Below are 16,245 nucleotides of genomic sequence, written 5' to 3'. Positions count from 1 at the left end.
CGTGGTCCGCAGTCCGAGTTGCCTCAGACGTTCCGGAACCGGTTGATGGCGTCGAGGTGCTTGGCGCGCATTTCTTCGTCGCGCACGCCCATCCCCTCCTCGGGGGCCAGTGCCAGCACGCCGACCTTGCCCTGGTGGAGGTTGCGGTGCACGTCGTACGCCGCCTGTCCGGTCTCTTCGAGGGTGTACGTCTTCGACAGGGTCGGGTGGATCTTGCCCTTGGCGATCAGGCGGTTGGCCTCCCACGCCTCGCGGTAGTTGGCGAAGTGCGAGCCGACGATCCGCTTCAGCGACATCCACAGGTAGCGGTTGTCGTACTCGTGCATGTAGCCCGAGGTCGAGGCGCAGGTGGTGATGGTGCCGCCCTTGCGGGTGACGTAGATGCTCGCGCCGAAGGTCTCGCGGCCGGGGTGCTCGAAGACGATGTCGATGTCCTCGCCGCCGGTCAGCTCGCGGATGCGCTTGCCGAAGCGCTTCCACTCCTTGGGGTCCTGGGTCTGCTCGTCCTTCCAGAACTTGTAGCCCTCGGCGTTGCGGTTGATGATCGCCTCGGCGCCCATCTTCCGGCAGATCTCCGCCTTCTGGTCGGAGGAGACCACACAGATCGGGTTGGCGCCGCCGGCCAGCGCGAACTGGGTGGCGTACGAGCCGAGTCCGCCGCTCGCGCCCCAGATCAGGACGTTGTCGCCCTGCTTCATCGCGGCGCCGTTCTTCGAGACGAGCTGGCGGTAGGCGGTGGAGTTGACCAGACCGGGCGACGCCGCCTCCTCCCAGCTCAGGTGCTTCGGCTTGGGCATCAGCTGGTTCGACTTGACCAGCGCGATCTCGGCCAGGCCGCCGAAGTTGGTCTCGAAGCCCCAGATCCGCTGCTCGGGGTCGAGCATGGTGTCGTTGTGGCCGTCGGAGGACTCCAGCTCGACGGAGAGGCAGTGCGCGACGACCTCGTCGCCGGGGCCCCAGGCGTTGACACCGGGGCCGGTGCGCAGGACCACGCCCGCGAGGTCGGAGCCGATGACGTGGTACGGCAGGTCGTGCCGCTTGGTGAGCTCGGAGAGCTTGCCGTAGCGCTCCAGGAACCCGAACGTCGACATCGGCTCGAAGATCGAGGTCCACACGGAGTTGTAGTTCACGGAGGAGGCCATGACGGCCACCAGCGCCTCGCCCGGGCCCAGCTCGGGCACCGGCACCTCATCGACGTGCAGCGACTTGCGGGGGTCCTTCTCCTTGGTCTCCAGGCCGGAGAACATGTCGGCCTCGTCCTTGTGCACGGTCACCGCGCGGTAGGACTCGGGGATGGTCAGGCCGGCGAAGTCGGCGCTGGTGGTGTCAGGCGCGAGGATTGCGTCCAGGATCTCGTTCACGGGGTGCCTCCGGCGGTTGGGGCCTCCCCGGCTCGACCGCGGTGGAGAGCTCGGGGAACCGTTGAGGGAAACGGTTGGGGGGAACGTCGGGGGTGGTGCGGAGGTGGTGCCGTCGGTTCGGCCGGGTTTGGCGCCGTTGCCGTCGCCTCTGCGGGGATCGCAGAGCCGTCGGCCGCGGTGCCGTGGCAGCGCTGGTGAGCGCGGTGCCCAGCGGCAGCTGGGAAGTGCCTGTGACGCAGGCATCCGGGCGGACAGCCACATAGGGCTGGTGGGACAGCCGGCGCGCGTGGGTTCTCAGCACGCCGGCCGCCCGGACACCCTCAACGTATGACACCGCGTGCCAGGCGACAAGACACTGAGTGCCAAGAATTTCTCTCAGATGTCATCTCGTCGGCACGCATGAGCAAAAGAGGGCCGATGGGAAGCCTGGAGGTGACGCAAAGAGAAGAAAAATGTGCGGAGTGTGAGCGGCCTGGGGGTTACGCCATCCGGGTCGCGGCCCGGTCCGCTCATGGGCGCCGGGCCGCGCTCGGGTCCCGCTCCGGGCGGAAGGCCGTTACTTCCGCTCTTTGATGGCCTTGCGGATGGTGCGCATGACCTCGTCCAGCGGGGCGTCCGTACGGGCCACCGCGACCAGCACCTCGCCCTCCCGGGAGACGGACGCCGGCGGGGCCTCCTCGCCGCCGGGTCGGCCCGCGCCGATACCGGCGCCGAAGGTCTCCCGGACGATCTCGAAGGCATGGTCGAGCTGGGCCTCGACATCGCCCTGCGCGTCGGCCCGCAGCCAGCGCCGCAGCACATGGTTGTGCGCGGTGACCACGGCGGAGGCCGCGACCTCGGCGAGCAGCGGATCGTCGTCGCCCTCGCGGTGGGCGCCCTCGTCGAAGTGGCCCAGCAGATAGCGGGTGAACAGCCGCTCGTAGCGGGCCACCGAGGCGATCTCGGCCTCGCGCAGCGTGGGGACCTCACGGGTCAGGCGGTAGCGGGCCACCGAAACGGCCGGGGAGGCCGCGTACATCCGCATGACCTCCTTGATGCCGCGGCAGACCGTGTCGAGCGGGTTCTCGTGCGGCGGAGCGGCGTCCAGGACGGCCTCCGCGCGGACGAGGGTGTCGTCGTGGTCGGGGAAGATCGCCTCTTCCTTGGAGCGGAAGTGGCGGAAGAAGGTGCGCCGGGCGACGCCCGCAGCGGCCGCGATCTCATCGACCGTCGTCGCCTCATAGCCCTTGGTCGCGAACAGCTCCATCGCCGCAGCCGACAATTCACGGCGCATTTTGAGCCGTTGCGCGGCCGCTCGGCGGGTACCGGGGGTGGCGGCGTCGGGGTCGGAGTGCTGCGTACGAGCGGGCTGGGACATGTGGGGACGGTACTGCATATTTACGCGACCTGCGGCATGAGGTGCCACCTCCGCCCCGGTGAGCGGGGGTGGACCGCCGTCGGGTTCCAGCAGTCCACCCCACCCTCCTCCCCCCGCCGGGCGGGGGCGCCGCCACGCGTCAGCGCCGGGCGTACTCACGGAAGCCGCGGCCGGTCTTGCGGCCGAGGCAGCCGGCGGCGACGAGGTGCTCCAGCAGCGGCGACGGGGCCAGCCCCGGGTCGCGGAACTCGGCGTGCAGCACCTTCTCGATGGCCAGGGACACGTCCAGGCCGACCACGTCGAGGAGTTCGAACGGGCCCATCGGGTAGCCGCCGCCGAGCTTCATGGCCGCGTCGATGTCGTCCAGGCTCGCGTAGTGCTCCTCGACCATCTTGATCGCGTTGTTCAAGTACGGGAACAGCAGCGCGTTCACGATGAATCCGGCCCGGTCGCCGCAGTCCACGGGGTGCTTGCGGACCTTGGCGCAGACCGCCCGCACGGTGGCGTGGACATCGTCGGCCGTCAGGACCGTACGGACCACCTCGACCAGCTTCATGGCGGGCGCCGGGTTGAAGAAGTGCATCCCGATGACGTCCTGCGGGCGCGAGGTGGCGCGGGCGCAGGCCACGACCGGCAGCGACGAGGTGGTGGTGGCCAGGACGGCGCCCGGCTTGCAGACCTTGTCCAGCGTCCTGAACAGCTCCTGCTTGACCGCCAGATCCTCGGCCACCGCCTCGACCGCGAGGTCCACGTCGGCGAAGGCGTCGAGCGACCCGGCCGGGGTGACCGCCGCCAGCGCGGCGTCCCGGGCCTCGGCGGTCATCCGGCCCTTGTCCACCGAGCGGCCCAGCGACTTGGCGATCCGGGCCTTCGCCTTCTCGGCCTTCTCCAGGCTGCGGGCCGCCAGCACGACCTTGTAGCCCGCCTTGGCGAAGACCTCGGCGATACCGCTCGCCATCGTCCCGGAACCGGCCACGCCGACGCCGGAGACCGTACGCCCGCCGGCCAGCTCGTCGGCGGCCGCCGGGCTCTCCGCGTCCGGCACGATCGTCGCGCTGCCCGGCGCGTCGTACGTGTAGAAGCCGCGGCCCGCCTTGCGGCCGGTCAGCCCCGCCTCGGCCAGCTGGCCCAGGATCGGCGCGGGGGCGTGCAGCCGGTCCTGGGACTCGGCGTACATCGCCTCCAGGACCGTACGGGCGGTGTCCACCCCGATCAGGTCGAGCAGCGCCAGCGGGCCCATGGGCAGACCGCAGCCGAGCTTCATGGCGGCGTCGATGTCCTCGCGGGTGGCGTACCTGGACTCGTACATCGCCGCGGCCTGGTTCAGATAGCCGAACAGCAGGCCGTCCGCGACGAAGCCGGGGCGGTCACCCACCGCGATCGGGTCCTTGCCCAGGTCGTGGGCGAGCTCCGTGACGGCCGTGACCGCGGTCGGCGCGGTGAGCACCGAGGAGACCACCTCGACCAGCTTCATGGCCGGCGCCGGGTTGAAGAAGTGCACACCGAGCACCCGCTCGGGGCGCTGCGAATCCGCGGCCAGCCGGGTCACGGACAGTGCGTTGGTGCCGGTGGCCAGGATGGTGTCCGGCCGGACCACCGCGTCCAGCTCGGCGAAGACCTGCCGCTTGAGCTCGTAGTCCTCGGGGACCACCTCGATGACGAGATCGGCGTCCGCGGCGGCCTGGAGATCGGTAAAGGTACGGAACCGGGCCAGGGCGTCCTGGCGCTCGCGCTCCGTGAGCCGCTCGCGCTGCACGGCGCGGGCGGTCGCGGCTTCGAGGGCGGAGACGGCGCGGCGGGCCGCGGTTTCGTCGGTGTCGATACCGATGACCTCGCGGCCGGCCCGGGTCAGCACCTCGGCGATACCGGTGCCCATGGTGCCCAGACCGACGACGGCGACGGTGGAAAGGGACGGCGAAGAGGCTTGAGTTGAGAGATCAGGGGTGGACTGAGGGCCCATCGCGAGACTCCTGAGGGTGTTCCCCTGAGGGCAGGGGAGAAGTGACGACTGAGGGGTATCCGCGGACGCGGGGCCTGCGATCGCCGCGGCGGAACAGCGGCGGAGAGCCGCGAGGAGCCGCAGCGCCATGGCAGCGCCGGCGGTGCGGGAGACGCGGCGAGAGCCCTGTCCCGGGGCCTTGCCGTGTGCTCCGTACTGTGTCGTGCTGTGCCGAACCGACTTCACTCTGTGGCGGCTGCGTCACCAGGCCGCCCGAGCAGTGGTGCTGCTCGTTCCAGCAGGTTAACCGGTGAGTAACCAGAGCGCCAGGGGTAGCAGGGGTCACTAGGCTGTGGCACAGGCCACGTCGCGGGAACCGGGGCGGCCCGGCGGGAGGGGAACGGCAAATGGAAGAGGAATTCCACGAGTTGACCGACCGGGTGCGGGCCGAACTCCGCTCCCCACAGGATCTGGTCGCCTACGAGCGGTTGCTCGGGCTGGCCCGCAAGAACACCCCGGCCGGGCGGGAGGAACTGGCCCGGATGCTGGTCGCCGTCGAACGTCCGCTGTGGGCCCGGGAGATCGCCGCCTTCGTCCTCGGCTGCGCCGGTGACAAGCGGGCCTTCGAGACGCTCGTGCTGTTACTGAACTACCGCGAACCGGTGCGCTGCGCCACCGCCGCGCATGCGCTGGGCCGGCTCGGCGACCCCCGCACCGCCCGCGCCGCGGCCGCGCTCGCCACCAACCCGCTGCGCACCGCGTACGCCCTGCACCCGGTCCGGCTACTCGCCGAACTCCGCGCCCCGCAGTCCGTCCCCGCGCTGATCGCGACCCTGGAGCGACTGCTGACCCCGCACACCCCCTACTGGCGGGTGGCACTCGCCTGCGTAGAGGGCCTCGGCGCCCTAGGCGACCGCCGTGCCGTCCCCGCCCTCACCGCCGCCGTCACCCACCCCCGCCTGGCGGCCGCCGCGGCGGCGTCCCTGGCGCGGCTGGGGGTGCATGAGGAAGCGCCGACGGGGGAGCGGGCGGCGTCGGAGGGCGCACCCTCGGGCGGGGGCGAGGTGGAGGGGGCCTCGGCGGACGGAACGTAGGTGGCGGGTGGGGCACAGGCGGGCGCCGGGTGAGCCCGTCGGCCCGCCCCGCGACACAAGGACGCCGAGCCGCGCCGGCCCCCGATTGTCAGTGCCGGGGTCTATAAGTGGTGACCATGACCGCAACCCCCCTGCACTGGAAGCTCGTCGTCGACGCCCACGACCCGCACGCCCAGGCCGACTTCTGGGCGGCCGCCCTCCACTACGAGGTCGAGGACCACAGCACCCTCATCGCCAAGCTCCTCGACCTCGGCGCCATCCCGCCCGAGATCCTCCTCGACCACCACGACCGACGCGCCTGGCGGGACGCGGCGGCCGTACGCCACCCCGACGACCCGTACGACGCGGAGAGCGGCACGGGCCTGGGACGCCGGCTGCTCTTCAACCGCGTCCCGCGCCAGGAGCAGAAGACGGCCAAGAACCGCCTGCACATCGACCTGCACGGCCCCACGGGCGAACGGGACACCGAGGTCGAACGCCTCCGCGCCCTCGGCGCCCGGGTGGAGAGCCACATCCAGGAACCGGGCGGCGAGTGGGTGATCATGACGGACCCGGAGGGCAACGAGTTCTGCGTGCACTAGGGCGGCGCACTGCCCCCCAAGACCAGCGACCGTCGATAGCGCAGTTCCGGGACGCTGCTGCCGCCCACCTCGTGGGTCTCCTCGGCGCCGTCCGGGGTGAAACCGGCCCGTTCGTAGAAGCGCTGGGCGCGGGTGTTGCCGCGTACGACCCACAGGTACAGCGTGTGGAAGCCGTGGGCCCGTGCGCGGGTGGTGCCGGCGGTCAGCAGGGTGCGGCCGATGCCGGTGCCGATCAGGGTGGGGGCGACGTAGAGGGCGAGCAGTTCGCCCGCGGTCGGCCGGGGGGCGGGCAACTCCGCGGGTCCTGGGGCGATATCGGGGTCGCGGGCCGGGCCGACGCACGCCCAGCCGACGACCTCGCCGTTCCGCTCGGCCACCAGGTCCGAGACCTCCGGCGACCTGCGTGCGAACCATGAGCGCCGCCGCTCGGCATCCGCCGTCACGCTCATCGCGTCCAGATACGCCTGGGGCATCAGCCCGCGGTAGGCCGTCTGCCAGCCGTGGACCCGCACCGCGGAGACCGCTTCGATATCGGCTTCGGTCATCTCCCGTATCCGTACGGGGGGTAGTGGCTGGGTGGGGGCGCGTTCGGAAGTCCTCTCGGTCCGGTCCATGCCGGAGAGGTTAGGGCCTGGCCCCAGGGGGCTCTCAAGGGGAATTCCGCGGACGGGAGGCCAGGGAGACGCTTGACCTTGTCCCAGGGGTCAGGGTTCGAGACTCGCGGTATGGAACAGGTAAACGCCGGGACGCACAGGTCCGCAACGTACAGGTCCGGAACGCACCGCAGGGTGGTGATCGTCACCGGCGCGGGGACCGGCATCGGGCGGGCCACCGCCCACGCCTTCGCGGCGGAAGGGGCGCGGGTGCTGGTGGTGGGGCGCCGGCCCGGGCCGCTGGCGGAGACGGCGGCGGGGGCCGGCCCCGGGTGCGGCGAGATCGTGCCGTACGTCGCCGACATCACGGCGGACGGGGTGCCCGAGGAGCTCGTCCGGCACGCGGTCGAGACCTTCGGCCGGCTGGATGTGCTGGTCAACAATGCCGCGGTGGTGGGCAGCGGGGCGCTCGGCAGCTTCACCAAGGAGGGGATGGGGCCGCTGCTGGCGACGAACCTCGTCGCGCCGGTACTGCTGACCCAGGCGGCCGTTCCTCAGCTGGAGCGGGCCGGCGGGGTGGTGGTCAACATCAGCACCTCGGTCGGTCAGCGGGGCTGGCCGGGCAATGCGGTCTACGCCGCGACGAAGACCGGCCTCGAACTCCTCACCCGTAGTTGGGCGGTGGAGCTGGCACCGCGCGGCGTACGGGTCGTGGCGGTCGCGCCCGGTGCGATCGAGACCCCGATCGCCCGGCATCAGGGATGGTCGCCGGAGCAGCGGGAGGCCCTACGGGAGTGGCAGATCGCGCACACGCCTCTGGGGCGGGTGGGCAGTCCGGAAGAGGTGGCCTGGGCCGTCACCCGGCTCGCCGCGCCGGAGGCGTCGTTCGTGACCGGGGTGGTCCTCCCGGTCGACGGGGGAGCGGTGGTCGGCTGAGCGGTGGCCGGCTGACGGGTGAGGTGGGACCGGGGCGGGGCCGGGCCGCCCGGCACCGTCCTGGTAGAAACGGTGCCGGACGGGGAGGTGAGCCGGTGCGGATCGGGGAGCTGGCGCAGATCACGGGGGCGTCGCCGCGGGCGCTGCGCAACTACGAGCGCGAGGGGCTGATCGCCTCGGAGCGGATGGCGAACGGCTATCGCGTCTACGACGAGCGCGCGGCCGTACGGGTCCGCAATATCCTCCACCTCCTGGCGGCCGGGCTCACGCTCGCCGATGTCCACTGCTTCTCGCCCTGCCTGGACGGCGATATGACCACCGCAGCGCCCTCACCCGAGGGGCTGCGCATCGCCCGCGCACGGCTCGCCGTCATCGAGGAGCGGATCGCCGCCCAGACCGCGGTCCGCGACCGGCTGGCGCGGGCCCTGGAGTCGGTGCCGGTCACCCCCGTCTGAGGGCTGCGTCAGGGTCATATCAGGGTCAACTGGGTGGGTTCCGCGGGGCGGTGGGCCTCGTCGCCGGGGCTGCCGGCTGGTTCGGGAGCGGCGTCCGGCGGCGGGATCCGGCGGGCCTCGCCGGGCCGGGCGGGCCCGATGCCGTACTCCGCGGCGAGTTCATGGACCTGGCGGGTGATCCGGCGCTGGTACCACTTGGGGGCGTAGGCGCCGTCCGCGTACATCGTGGTGTAACGCCGCACCAGATGCGGGTGGTGCTCCCCCAGCCACGCCATGAACCACTCACGGGCGCCGGGCCGCAGATGCAGCACCAGCGGGGTGACGGACCCGGCGCCGGCCTCCGCGATGGCCCGGACCGTGGCCCGCAGCTGGTCCGGTGCGTCCCCGAGGAACGGGATCACCGGCGCCATCAGCACACCGCAGGGGATGCCGTGCGCGGTGAGCGTGCGCACCACGTCCAGCCGGCGGTCCGGGGCGGGGGTACCGGGCTCGACCGTGCGCCACAGCTCGCGGTCCAGGAAGCCGACCGAGACCGAGATGCCGACGTCGGTGACCTCGGCGGCCTGCTGAAGCAGCGGCAGATCGCGCAGGATGAGCGTGCCCTTGGTGAGGATCGAGAACGGGTTGGCGTGATCGCGCAGCGCCTCGATGATGCCGGGCATCAGGCGGTAGCGGCCCTCGGCGCGCTGATAGCAGTCGACGTTGGTGCCCATCGCTATGTGGTCACCGCGCCAGCGGCGCCCGGCCAGCTCGCGGCGCAGCAGTTCGGGGGCGTTGACCTTCACCACGATCTGCGAGTCGAAGCCCTGCCCGGTGTCCAGGTCGAGGTAGCTGTGCGTCTTGCGGGCGAAGCAGTAGACGCAGGCGTGGCTACAGCCGCGGTAGGGGTTCACGGTCCATTCGAACGGCATCCGGGAGGCGCCCGGGACACGGTTCACGATCGAGCGGGCGCGCACCTCGTGGAAGGTGATGCCGCGGAAGTCGGGGCTGTCGATCGTCCGGCTGACGACATCCGTGCCGAACAGCGCGGACGGGCTTTCGCCGAGATTGTCCCAGCGCATCGGGCCTCCTTCTGGATCCTGCCGAGCCCCCGTTCGCCATAATAGAACACATGTTCCCTTGCGGCTCGACGGCCCTGAATTTGGGCGCGTCGCCGCGGGGTGGTTGGCTTGGCGGCGCATCGCAGGACCGGCAGCCGAGTACTGGAGGAAGACACACATGGGGCAGGTCGAGGCCATCACGCAGCGCGAGATCGCGGCGGACCCGGAGGACGTGTTCGACGCGCTCGCCGACTACAACGGCACGCGCCGGCAGCTGCTGCCCGAGCACTTCAGCGAGTACGAGGTCCGCGAGGGCGGCGACGGCAAGGGCACCCTCGTCCACTGGAAGCTCCAGGCCACGAGCAAGCGGGTGCGCGACTGCCTGCTGGAGGTCGACGAGCCGACCGACGGCCAGCTCGTGGAGAAGGACCGCAACTCCTCGATGGTGACCACCTGGGTCGTCACCCCGGCTGGTGAGCGGCGTGCCAAGGTCGTCGTCACCACCACCTGGCAGGGCGCCGGCGGCATCGGCGGCTTCTTCGAGCGGACCTTCGCCCCCAAGGGGCTCGGCCGGATCTACGACGCCCTGCTGGCCAACCTCGCGGCCCACGTGGAGAAGTGAGCGGCAGTCACTTCCGTCACCCGGCATGCATGCCGTCACACTCACTGGTTCGGGTGGTTTCCGGTGAATCGAAGTGTGCGGCCCGCCGGAGCGCTTCGGTACGGAAAGCCCTGATGGGAGCCCAATAGGCGTCCCGGGCAACGTACTTGACGTCCGGTCCCGCCCCGCCCGCACCCCTTTGCCGCGCTTGAACCGTGTTGTCGCCCAATGCGAGAACTTGGGCGGCAACAGGCGTGACGAGGGGAGCAGCACGTGGGCGGGACCACCCTGGGTGAGCGGGTCGAGCGAACCGATCCGCCCGTTTCCGGTGCGGCAGCGGGACCGGCACCGGAGCCGGCTCCGCATATGGCCCCGAATACGGGCCCGGCTCCGGCTTCGCATCCAACTCCGGCTCCCGCTCCGAAGTCGGCACCGGTTCCGAGCCCGGCTTCGGCTCCGGTTCCCGCCGCGAGCGCCGGGCCCGCGGAGCCCGGTCCCGGTGCGCCGGTGCCGGTCAGCCCCCGCCGCAGCCTTCTGGTCTTCGCCGGCCTGATGCCGGCGCTGCTGCTCGCGGCCCTCGCCCAGACAGTCGTCGCCACCGCGCTCCCGAAGATCGTCGGTGAGCTGCACGGTCCGGGCGCGATGCCCTGGGTGATGACCGCCTACCTGCTCGCCTCGGCCATCGGACTGCCGCTCCACGGCAAGCTCGGCGACCGCTTCGGCCGGAAGCCCGTCTTCCTCTTCGCCCTCCTCGTCTTCATGGCCGGCTCGGCGCTGGCCGGCTGGTCACGGACCATGGACGAACTGATCGCCTTCCGGGCCGTCCAGGGCGTGGCCGGCGGCGGACTGATCATCGGCGTCCAGGCGATCGTCGCCGATGTCGTACCGCCACGGGCCCGCGGCCGCTTCATGGGCCTGATCGGTGCCGCCTACGGTCTGGCCTCCGCCGCCGGGCCGCTCATCGGCGGCTTCTGCACCGACCATGCCTCCTGGCGCTGGTGCTTCTACCTCAATGTCCCGTTCGGCGCGCTGACGTTCCTGGTCATCGCCTGTGTGCGGAAGCTGCCCCGGCCCGCGCGGCGCGGCCGGCCGGACATCGCCGGGGCGCTGCTGCTCGCCGCGTTCTCCACCTTCCTGTTCCTGCTGGCCAGTTGGGGCGGTACCACCTACGCCTGGGGCTCGCGGGTCGTCCTCGGCCTCGGCGCCGGTGCGCTCGGCACCGCCCTGCTGTTCCTGGCGGTCGAGTACTTCGCCGCCGAACCGCTGCTCCGGTTGCGGCTGTTCCGCGGCGCGGTCTTCCCTGTCACGGGTCTGATCGGCGCCGCCGTCGGCATCGCGCTCTTCGGCGCCGCCAGCTGTCTGCCGACCTTCCTTCAGATGGTCGACGGCGCCACGGCGACCGAGTCCGGGCTGCTGATGCTGCCACTGACGGGCGGCATCGTGATCGCCTCCCTCGTCTCCGGCCAACTCATCAGCCGCACCGGCCACTACAGGGTCTTCCCGGTCCTGGGGTGCGCGTTGGCCGCGGTGGGGATGTGGCTGCTGTCGCGGATGCCGCAGAACACCGCGTGGGACGACTTCAGCCTCTGGACGGGCCTGCTCGGCCTCGGTATCGGCTGCGTCCTGCCGGTGCTGGTGCTCGCCGCCCGGAACGCCGTACGCGCCACCGGCCTCGGCACCGCGACCGGCGCCCACCACTGCTTCCGGCGGATCGGCGGCAGCGCCGGCGTGGCGCTCTTCGGCACCCTGCTCGCCGACCGGCTGGCCCGCCGGCTCGACGACCGGCCGGCGTCGGTGCAGCTGCCCGGTCCGGAGTCGATCACCCCGCAACTGGTCCGTGCGCTGCCCGCCTCGCTGCGCGACAGCTCGCTCGCCGCGTACGCGGACGCCATGCCAAGGATCTTCGTCTACCTCGTGCCGGTGCTCGTCCTGGGCCTTGTGCTCGCCTTCTTCCTGAAAGAGAAACCCCTGGTGTCCCACGCCCCTCATGCTCCGCAGGCCACTCCGTCCCCGCAGGTCTCGTACGGCGCCCCGGCCGACCCCGCCGCCGTACCGCAGGCGCGTACCGCCCCGGACCCCGCCGCCGTCAACTCCCGTGATTCCGGTGCCTCTTATGCCCGCGCGCACAGCTACACCGCCAACGGACACGCCGCCAACGGACACGCCACCGCCATGGCCGGCCTCCCGGTCTGCGGCACCGTCCAGCACCACGACGGCAGCATCGTGCCGCGCGCGGCGCTGACGCTCATCGATGTCGCCGGCCGGCAGATCGGCCGCGGTGCCACCGGAGAGGACGGACGGTATGCGCTGAGCACACCGGGCGCCGGCTCCTATGTGCTGATCGCGGCGGCGGGTGGCCATCAGCCGCAGGCGGTGACCGTCACCGTCGGCGAGCGGCCGGTCGAGCTGGATGTCGTGCTCGGTGGCGCGGGGCGGCTCGCGGGCACCGTCACCACCGCCGACGGCACCCCCGTACGCGATGCCATGGTCACCCTCACGGATGTACGCGGCGAGGTCGTCGCCACCACCCGCAGCGGGCGCGAAGGCGGCTATGTCATCGGGGAGCTGGTGGCCGGTGAGTACACCCTGGCCTCCAGCGCCCCGGCGTTCCGGCCCGCCGCGCTGCCGGTGACCGTCCAGGCATCCCGGGAGACCCGCCAGGACATCGAGCTCGCCGGTGGTGCGGTGCTGCGCGGGACCGTACGGGCCGGCGGCGGGCGCCCCGTCGAGGACGCCAGGGTCACCCTGCTGGACGCCGCCGGGAATGTCGTCGATACCGCGACCACCGGGCCCGACGGGCTGTTCCGCTTCGTGGATCTGTCAGCCGGTGAGTACACCGTCATTGCCGCCGGATACCCGCCGGTGGCCACCGTCCTCCAGGTGGCCGGTGGCGGCCGCACCGAACGCGACCTCCAGCTGGGGCACGAGGACTGATCGGGACGGCGACGGTCGGCCCGAAGGGCGTATCTGATGCCTCGTCATATATGCCTGCCGCCAAGGGAGATGGGGGTCGGGTGTCGCCCCCCCCGGCGGCCCGGCGGCAGGCGCGGCCGTGATGGGATGGCCGTATGACGGAGATCAGCTTTCCGGAGCCCCGCATCGGACCCGAATGGGCCCGGCGGCGCATCGGTGCGTTCCGTGACCCGGCGGCGTTCGAGCGGTTCGCGGCGGTGTACCGGGAGGCGATGGACGGCCTGCCCGAGCCCGATGAGCAGCGGACCGTGGACACCTCGTACGGGACGGTGCGGGTGTACCGGTTCGGCTCGGGGGACGGCCTGCCGCTCGTCCTGATGCCGGGGCGGCAGTCATGCACCCCGTTGTGGCGGACGAATCTGCCGGGGCTGATGGGGAGCGGACGTCCCGTTTACGCCGTCGACGGGCTCGGGGAGCCGGGCTGTAGCGTGCAGTCGGCGCCGATGACGTCCGGTGCCGATCAGGCGGCCTGGATCGACGAGATGCTCGCCCGGCTCGCACTGCCCCGGGCGCATGTGCTGGGGGTGTCGATCGGGGGCTGGCTGGCGGTGCAGGTCGCGCTGCACCGTCCGGAGCGGATCGCGTCGGTGATCGTGCTGGATCCGGCGAACACCTTCGCGCCGCTGAGCTGGAAGATGATCGTGGTCTCGCTGGGCAGTGTCCTCCCCGGGATGCCGGAGGGGCTGCGCAACCGGCTGCTGGGCTGGATCTCCGGAGGGATCGACAACGCCTCGGAGCACATCGAGGGCCGGCTGATCGCCTCCGGTATGCGGGACTTCAAGGTCAGCTTCCCGGCGCCCGCCCTGCCCGGCGCGGACGCGTTGCGCTCGATCGATGTCCCCGTGCTCGCACTGATCGCCGGGAAGAGCATCGTGCATGACGCCGGGAAGGCCGCGGCCCGCGCCCGCACCCTGCGCGACAGCACCGTGGAGGTCTGGCCGGAGGCGTCCCACGCGATCAACGGGGAGTACCCGGAGCGGCTCGCGGAACGGGTGCGCGCCTTTCTCGACGGGGTGCACGAGCACCGTCAGGGCTGACCCGTAAGGGAGGCGGGGGCCGCCCCGAAACGCAGCCGGGTGATGAGCGGGCGGTCGGTGCGGAGCAGGGGTACGGACGCGGCGCGCGGAGCGAGATGGCCCAGGAAGCCGCGACCCACGGGGAACGGCACCTCGGACACCTCGCTGATGGCCGGATGGGCCTGGCGCAGCTGGTCCCGGTCGGCCGCGTCCATGCCCCAGGGCATCGGGGGCAGCCGATGGCCGCCCGGCCCCTTCGCACGGGCGCGGGTGCGGGCGCTGAACCGCCGCGAGACGGTGTCGAACACCATCGTGCCGCCGGGGAACGCACCGGCGCAGGCGGCGATGAGCCGGGTCACCTGGTCGGGCTGGAGATACATCAGCAGCCCCTGAGCGGTCACCAGGACGCCGCGCGAGGGATCGATGCCCGCCATCCATTGGCTGTCGCGGGCGTCGCAGGCCACCAGGCGCTGCCGCTCCCCGTGGGGCAGCAGGCGCCGCCGCAGTGCCAACGGGGCGTCCAGGTCGACGGTGACCCACTGGGCCCGGCCGTTGTCCACCCGCCAGAACTGGGTCTCCAGGCCCTCGCCGAGAGCGACCACGGTGCCGTCCGGACGGTCGGCGAGAAACGCGCGCACCACGCCGTCGAATCCGAGGGCCCGCAGGGCGAGGGCCTGCGCCAGCCAGGGACGGGCGGCGCCCAGCCGCTCCTGGAAGGGGAATTCGATCTCGGTGACGAGCTGTACGGCGCGTGGATCGGGCAGCACCGTGTCCGGGCGGGCGGACTCGGCGGCGCGGTGATGGAGCGTCCACAACGCCGTTTCGGGAACGCCTTCGAGGTCTGCCTTGACGCGGCCTGGCACCGAGTTCCTCCCGGAGTGCGGTGTGGGGTGGTGAGCGGGCGGCGGGTATGCCTGCCGGACCAGCGGCTGCACGGTCTCGCTCATGCGGCGTTGATATCCCGGTCCCGTCCCGTATGGGGCCGTTCGGGGTGCCGGTCACCCGGGGGAGTGCAAAGTCGTACCGCCACGTCGGACGGCGGATGCGGCCGAACGCGGCCGGATGCGGCCGGGGCGCCCCGCCGACGCCCCGTCCGCCCCGCCAACGGCCCCTGCACGGGCGGTGCGTAGTGTTTTCCGCCGCGGGTTCCCCGGGGAATCCGCGGCGGAACCAAGGGGGATGGGGGGGCATGGCAGCAGGGGGATGGCGGCGGCGGATGCCGGGCGGACGGGCGGTGGCCGTCCTCGTGGTGGTCCTGGTGGTGCTCGCGGGCGGGGGATACGCCGCGAAACCGCTGTGGCAGCCGTGGTGGTACGCGTCGCACCTCTGCGCGGGGCTGCTTTCGGCGGACGACCTGGCGGAGGTCCTCCCCACCAAGCAGCTGCGGGCCGGCAAGGAAGACGTGGATCTCGCCCACGGGCGGATGACCTGCGGTGTGGACACACCGGACGACCATTTCGCGCTGGCGGTGGAGGTCGAGTCCGACCCCGACGAGGTGGCGCGCCGGCTCAACGGCGAATTCACCATCCCGACCACGCCGCGGTTCGTCTTCCCCGCGGGAATCCCGGGCTTCCAGGGCGAACTGGGGCACTACGTCGTCCAGGAGTGCCCCGATCTGCGGCGGGACTCCCTCGGCCGCAAACGGCGGCTGGTCACCCGGGTGATCGGCAAGTGGGACGAGAAGCACGGCACGCCCGCCACCCTGCGGATCGCGGTCGCGCTCGCCAACGGCGCCGCGGAGAAGGCTGGTTGCGGCGCACCGAAGCTGCCCTATCCCCAGCGGGCGGTGCTGCATCCGACGCCGGTACCGCCGGCGAAGGGCGGTGCCGGCTGCGGCTGGCTGGCCCGTGTCCGGCTCCCCGAGAACCCTACGGGCAAGCCCTGGCGGGTCGTCCCGCGCTCCGACCCGCATGCGGCGATCACCCACTGCGCACTCGTGGACGGTACGAGCGGGGTGACGGCTGCCGACTTCACCGGCTGGTACGGGGACTGGACCGACAAGTCCTTCGACACCCTGGTCGGCGCCAACGTCCGTCTGCCGCGCGGCTTCCCGGACGACGGCCAGGTGATGAGCGAACACTTCGGCACCGCCGCCGCCCGCTGCGATGGCGAGCCCGCCCACTACGAAGCGAGCAGCTACTCGGGCCAGGGCGTCCGCGGTGTCCCGGCGCGTGAACTGCGGCCGCTGCTGGTCGCGTTCGCCCGGGACCAGGCCGAGCGCCGCGGCTGCGGGCATCTGGCGCTGCCGGGGAAGCGGATCTTCCCGAGCGGGAGATGACACAGCGCGTCGTCCGCCGCC

The 16,245-nt window shown here is 72.0% G+C and carries 14 protein-coding genes; 8 read left to right on the top strand and 6 right to left on the bottom strand.

Annotated elements, in window-relative coordinates; all coding sequences use genetic code 11:
- Positions 1–23: 23 nt before the first annotated feature.
- The 3 genes from ccrA to TU31_RS32455 all read right to left on the bottom strand — a co-directional run bounded on the left by ccrA (position 24) and on the right by TU31_RS32455 (position 4,678).
- Positions 24–1,361 carry a crotonyl-CoA carboxylase/reductase gene (gene ccrA / locus TU31_RS32465; protein WP_042161266.1) on the bottom strand — a complete coding sequence of 446 codons (1,338 nt, stop codon included), beginning with the start codon at positions 1,359–1,361 and terminating at the stop codon, positions 24–26.
- Positions 1,362–1,917: 556 nt separating this feature from the next.
- Positions 1,918–2,718: a TetR family transcriptional regulator gene (locus TU31_RS32460; protein WP_181018716.1), complete on the bottom strand. Its 801-nt coding sequence runs from the start codon at positions 2,716–2,718 to the stop codon at positions 1,918–1,920.
- A gap of 139 nt (positions 2,719–2,857) precedes the next feature.
- Positions 2,858–4,678, bottom strand: a complete 1,821-nt coding sequence (locus tag TU31_RS32455) for a 3-hydroxyacyl-CoA dehydrogenase family protein (protein ID WP_042161264.1) — start codon at positions 4,676–4,678, stop codon at positions 2,858–2,860.
- 386 nt (positions 4,679–5,064) lie between these two features.
- Between TU31_RS32455 and TU31_RS32450 the strand changes: the two genes are divergently transcribed.
- Together TU31_RS32450 and TU31_RS32445 are read left to right on the top strand one after the other, a co-directional pair.
- Positions 5,065–5,751 (top strand): HEAT repeat domain-containing protein, encoded by a 687-nt coding sequence (locus TU31_RS32450; RefSeq protein WP_042161262.1) that lies wholly within the window; start codon positions 5,065–5,067, stop codon positions 5,749–5,751.
- A gap of 116 nt (positions 5,752–5,867) precedes the next feature.
- Entirely contained in the window at positions 5,868–6,332 is a 465-nt protein-coding gene (locus tag TU31_RS32445) for a VOC family protein (protein ID WP_042161260.1), read from the top strand.
- Here the strand turns inward: TU31_RS32445 and TU31_RS32440 are convergent.
- The gene (locus tag TU31_RS32440) at positions 6,329–6,877 is read right to left on the bottom strand and encodes a GNAT family N-acetyltransferase (RefSeq protein ID WP_042161258.1); all 549 of its coding nucleotides are present in this window, start codon (positions 6,875–6,877) and stop codon (positions 6,329–6,331) included. The two genes, TU31_RS32445 and TU31_RS32440, sit on opposite strands and share 4 nt — an antisense overlap.
- Before the next feature lie 180 nt (positions 6,878–7,057).
- Between TU31_RS32440 and TU31_RS32435 the strand changes: the two genes are divergently transcribed.
- Positions 7,058–7,861: an SDR family NAD(P)-dependent oxidoreductase gene (locus TU31_RS32435; RefSeq protein WP_042161256.1), complete on the top strand. Its 804-nt coding sequence runs from the start codon at positions 7,058–7,060 to the stop codon at positions 7,859–7,861.
- Between the two features lie 95 nt (positions 7,862–7,956).
- Entirely contained in the window at positions 7,957–8,316 is a 360-nt protein-coding gene (locus TU31_RS32430; RefSeq protein ID WP_042161254.1) for a MerR family transcriptional regulator, read from the top strand.
- A 14-nt stretch (positions 8,317–8,330) separates the two neighbouring features.
- Here the strand turns inward: TU31_RS32430 and TU31_RS32425 are convergent, their stop codons facing one another.
- On the bottom strand, positions 8,331–9,377 hold the full coding sequence (locus TU31_RS32425; RefSeq protein WP_042161252.1) for an Rv2578c family radical SAM protein: 1,047 nt from the start codon (positions 9,375–9,377) through the stop codon (positions 8,331–8,333).
- 157 nt (positions 9,378–9,534) lie between these two features.
- On the opposite strand from TU31_RS32425, the gene TU31_RS32420 reads away from it, so the two are divergent.
- The 3 genes from TU31_RS32420 (at position 9,535) to TU31_RS32410 (ending at position 13,967) form a co-directional block, all read left to right on the top strand.
- On the top strand, positions 9,535–9,978 hold the full coding sequence (locus tag TU31_RS32420; RefSeq protein WP_042161250.1) for an SRPBCC family protein: 444 nt from the start codon (positions 9,535–9,537) through the stop codon (positions 9,976–9,978).
- 252 nt (positions 9,979–10,230) lie between these two features.
- Positions 10,231–12,891 carry an MFS transporter gene (locus tag TU31_RS32415; protein ID WP_042161249.1) on the top strand — a complete coding sequence of 887 codons (2,661 nt, stop codon included), beginning with the start codon at positions 10,231–10,233 and terminating at the stop codon, positions 12,889–12,891.
- Positions 12,892–13,025: 134 nt separating this feature from the next.
- Positions 13,026–13,967: an alpha/beta fold hydrolase gene (locus TU31_RS32410; protein ID WP_042161247.1), complete on the top strand. Its 942-nt coding sequence runs from the start codon at positions 13,026–13,028 to the stop codon at positions 13,965–13,967.
- Here TU31_RS32410 and TU31_RS32405 read toward each other — a convergent pair.
- Positions 13,958–14,893 (bottom strand): class I SAM-dependent methyltransferase, encoded by a 936-nt coding sequence (locus TU31_RS32405; protein WP_181018715.1) that lies wholly within the window; start codon positions 14,891–14,893, stop codon positions 13,958–13,960. The genes TU31_RS32410 and TU31_RS32405 overlap by 10 nt on opposite strands.
- Positions 14,894–15,135: 242 nt before the next feature.
- On the opposite strand from TU31_RS32405, the gene TU31_RS32400 reads away from it, so the two are divergent.
- Positions 15,136–16,224 (top strand): hypothetical protein, encoded by a 1,089-nt coding sequence (locus tag TU31_RS32400; RefSeq protein ID WP_158894814.1) that lies wholly within the window; start codon positions 15,136–15,138, stop codon positions 16,222–16,224.
- Positions 16,225–16,245: the final 21 nt, after the last annotated feature.

The organism is Streptomyces lydicamycinicus (genome assembly GCF_000829715.2).
Taxonomy (GTDB): Bacteria; Actinomycetota; Actinomycetes; order Streptomycetales; family Streptomycetaceae; genus Streptomyces; species Streptomyces lydicamycinicus.
The sequence above is the reverse complement of the archived record's forward strand: the minus strand, read 5'-3'. Positions and strand labels throughout refer to the sequence as shown.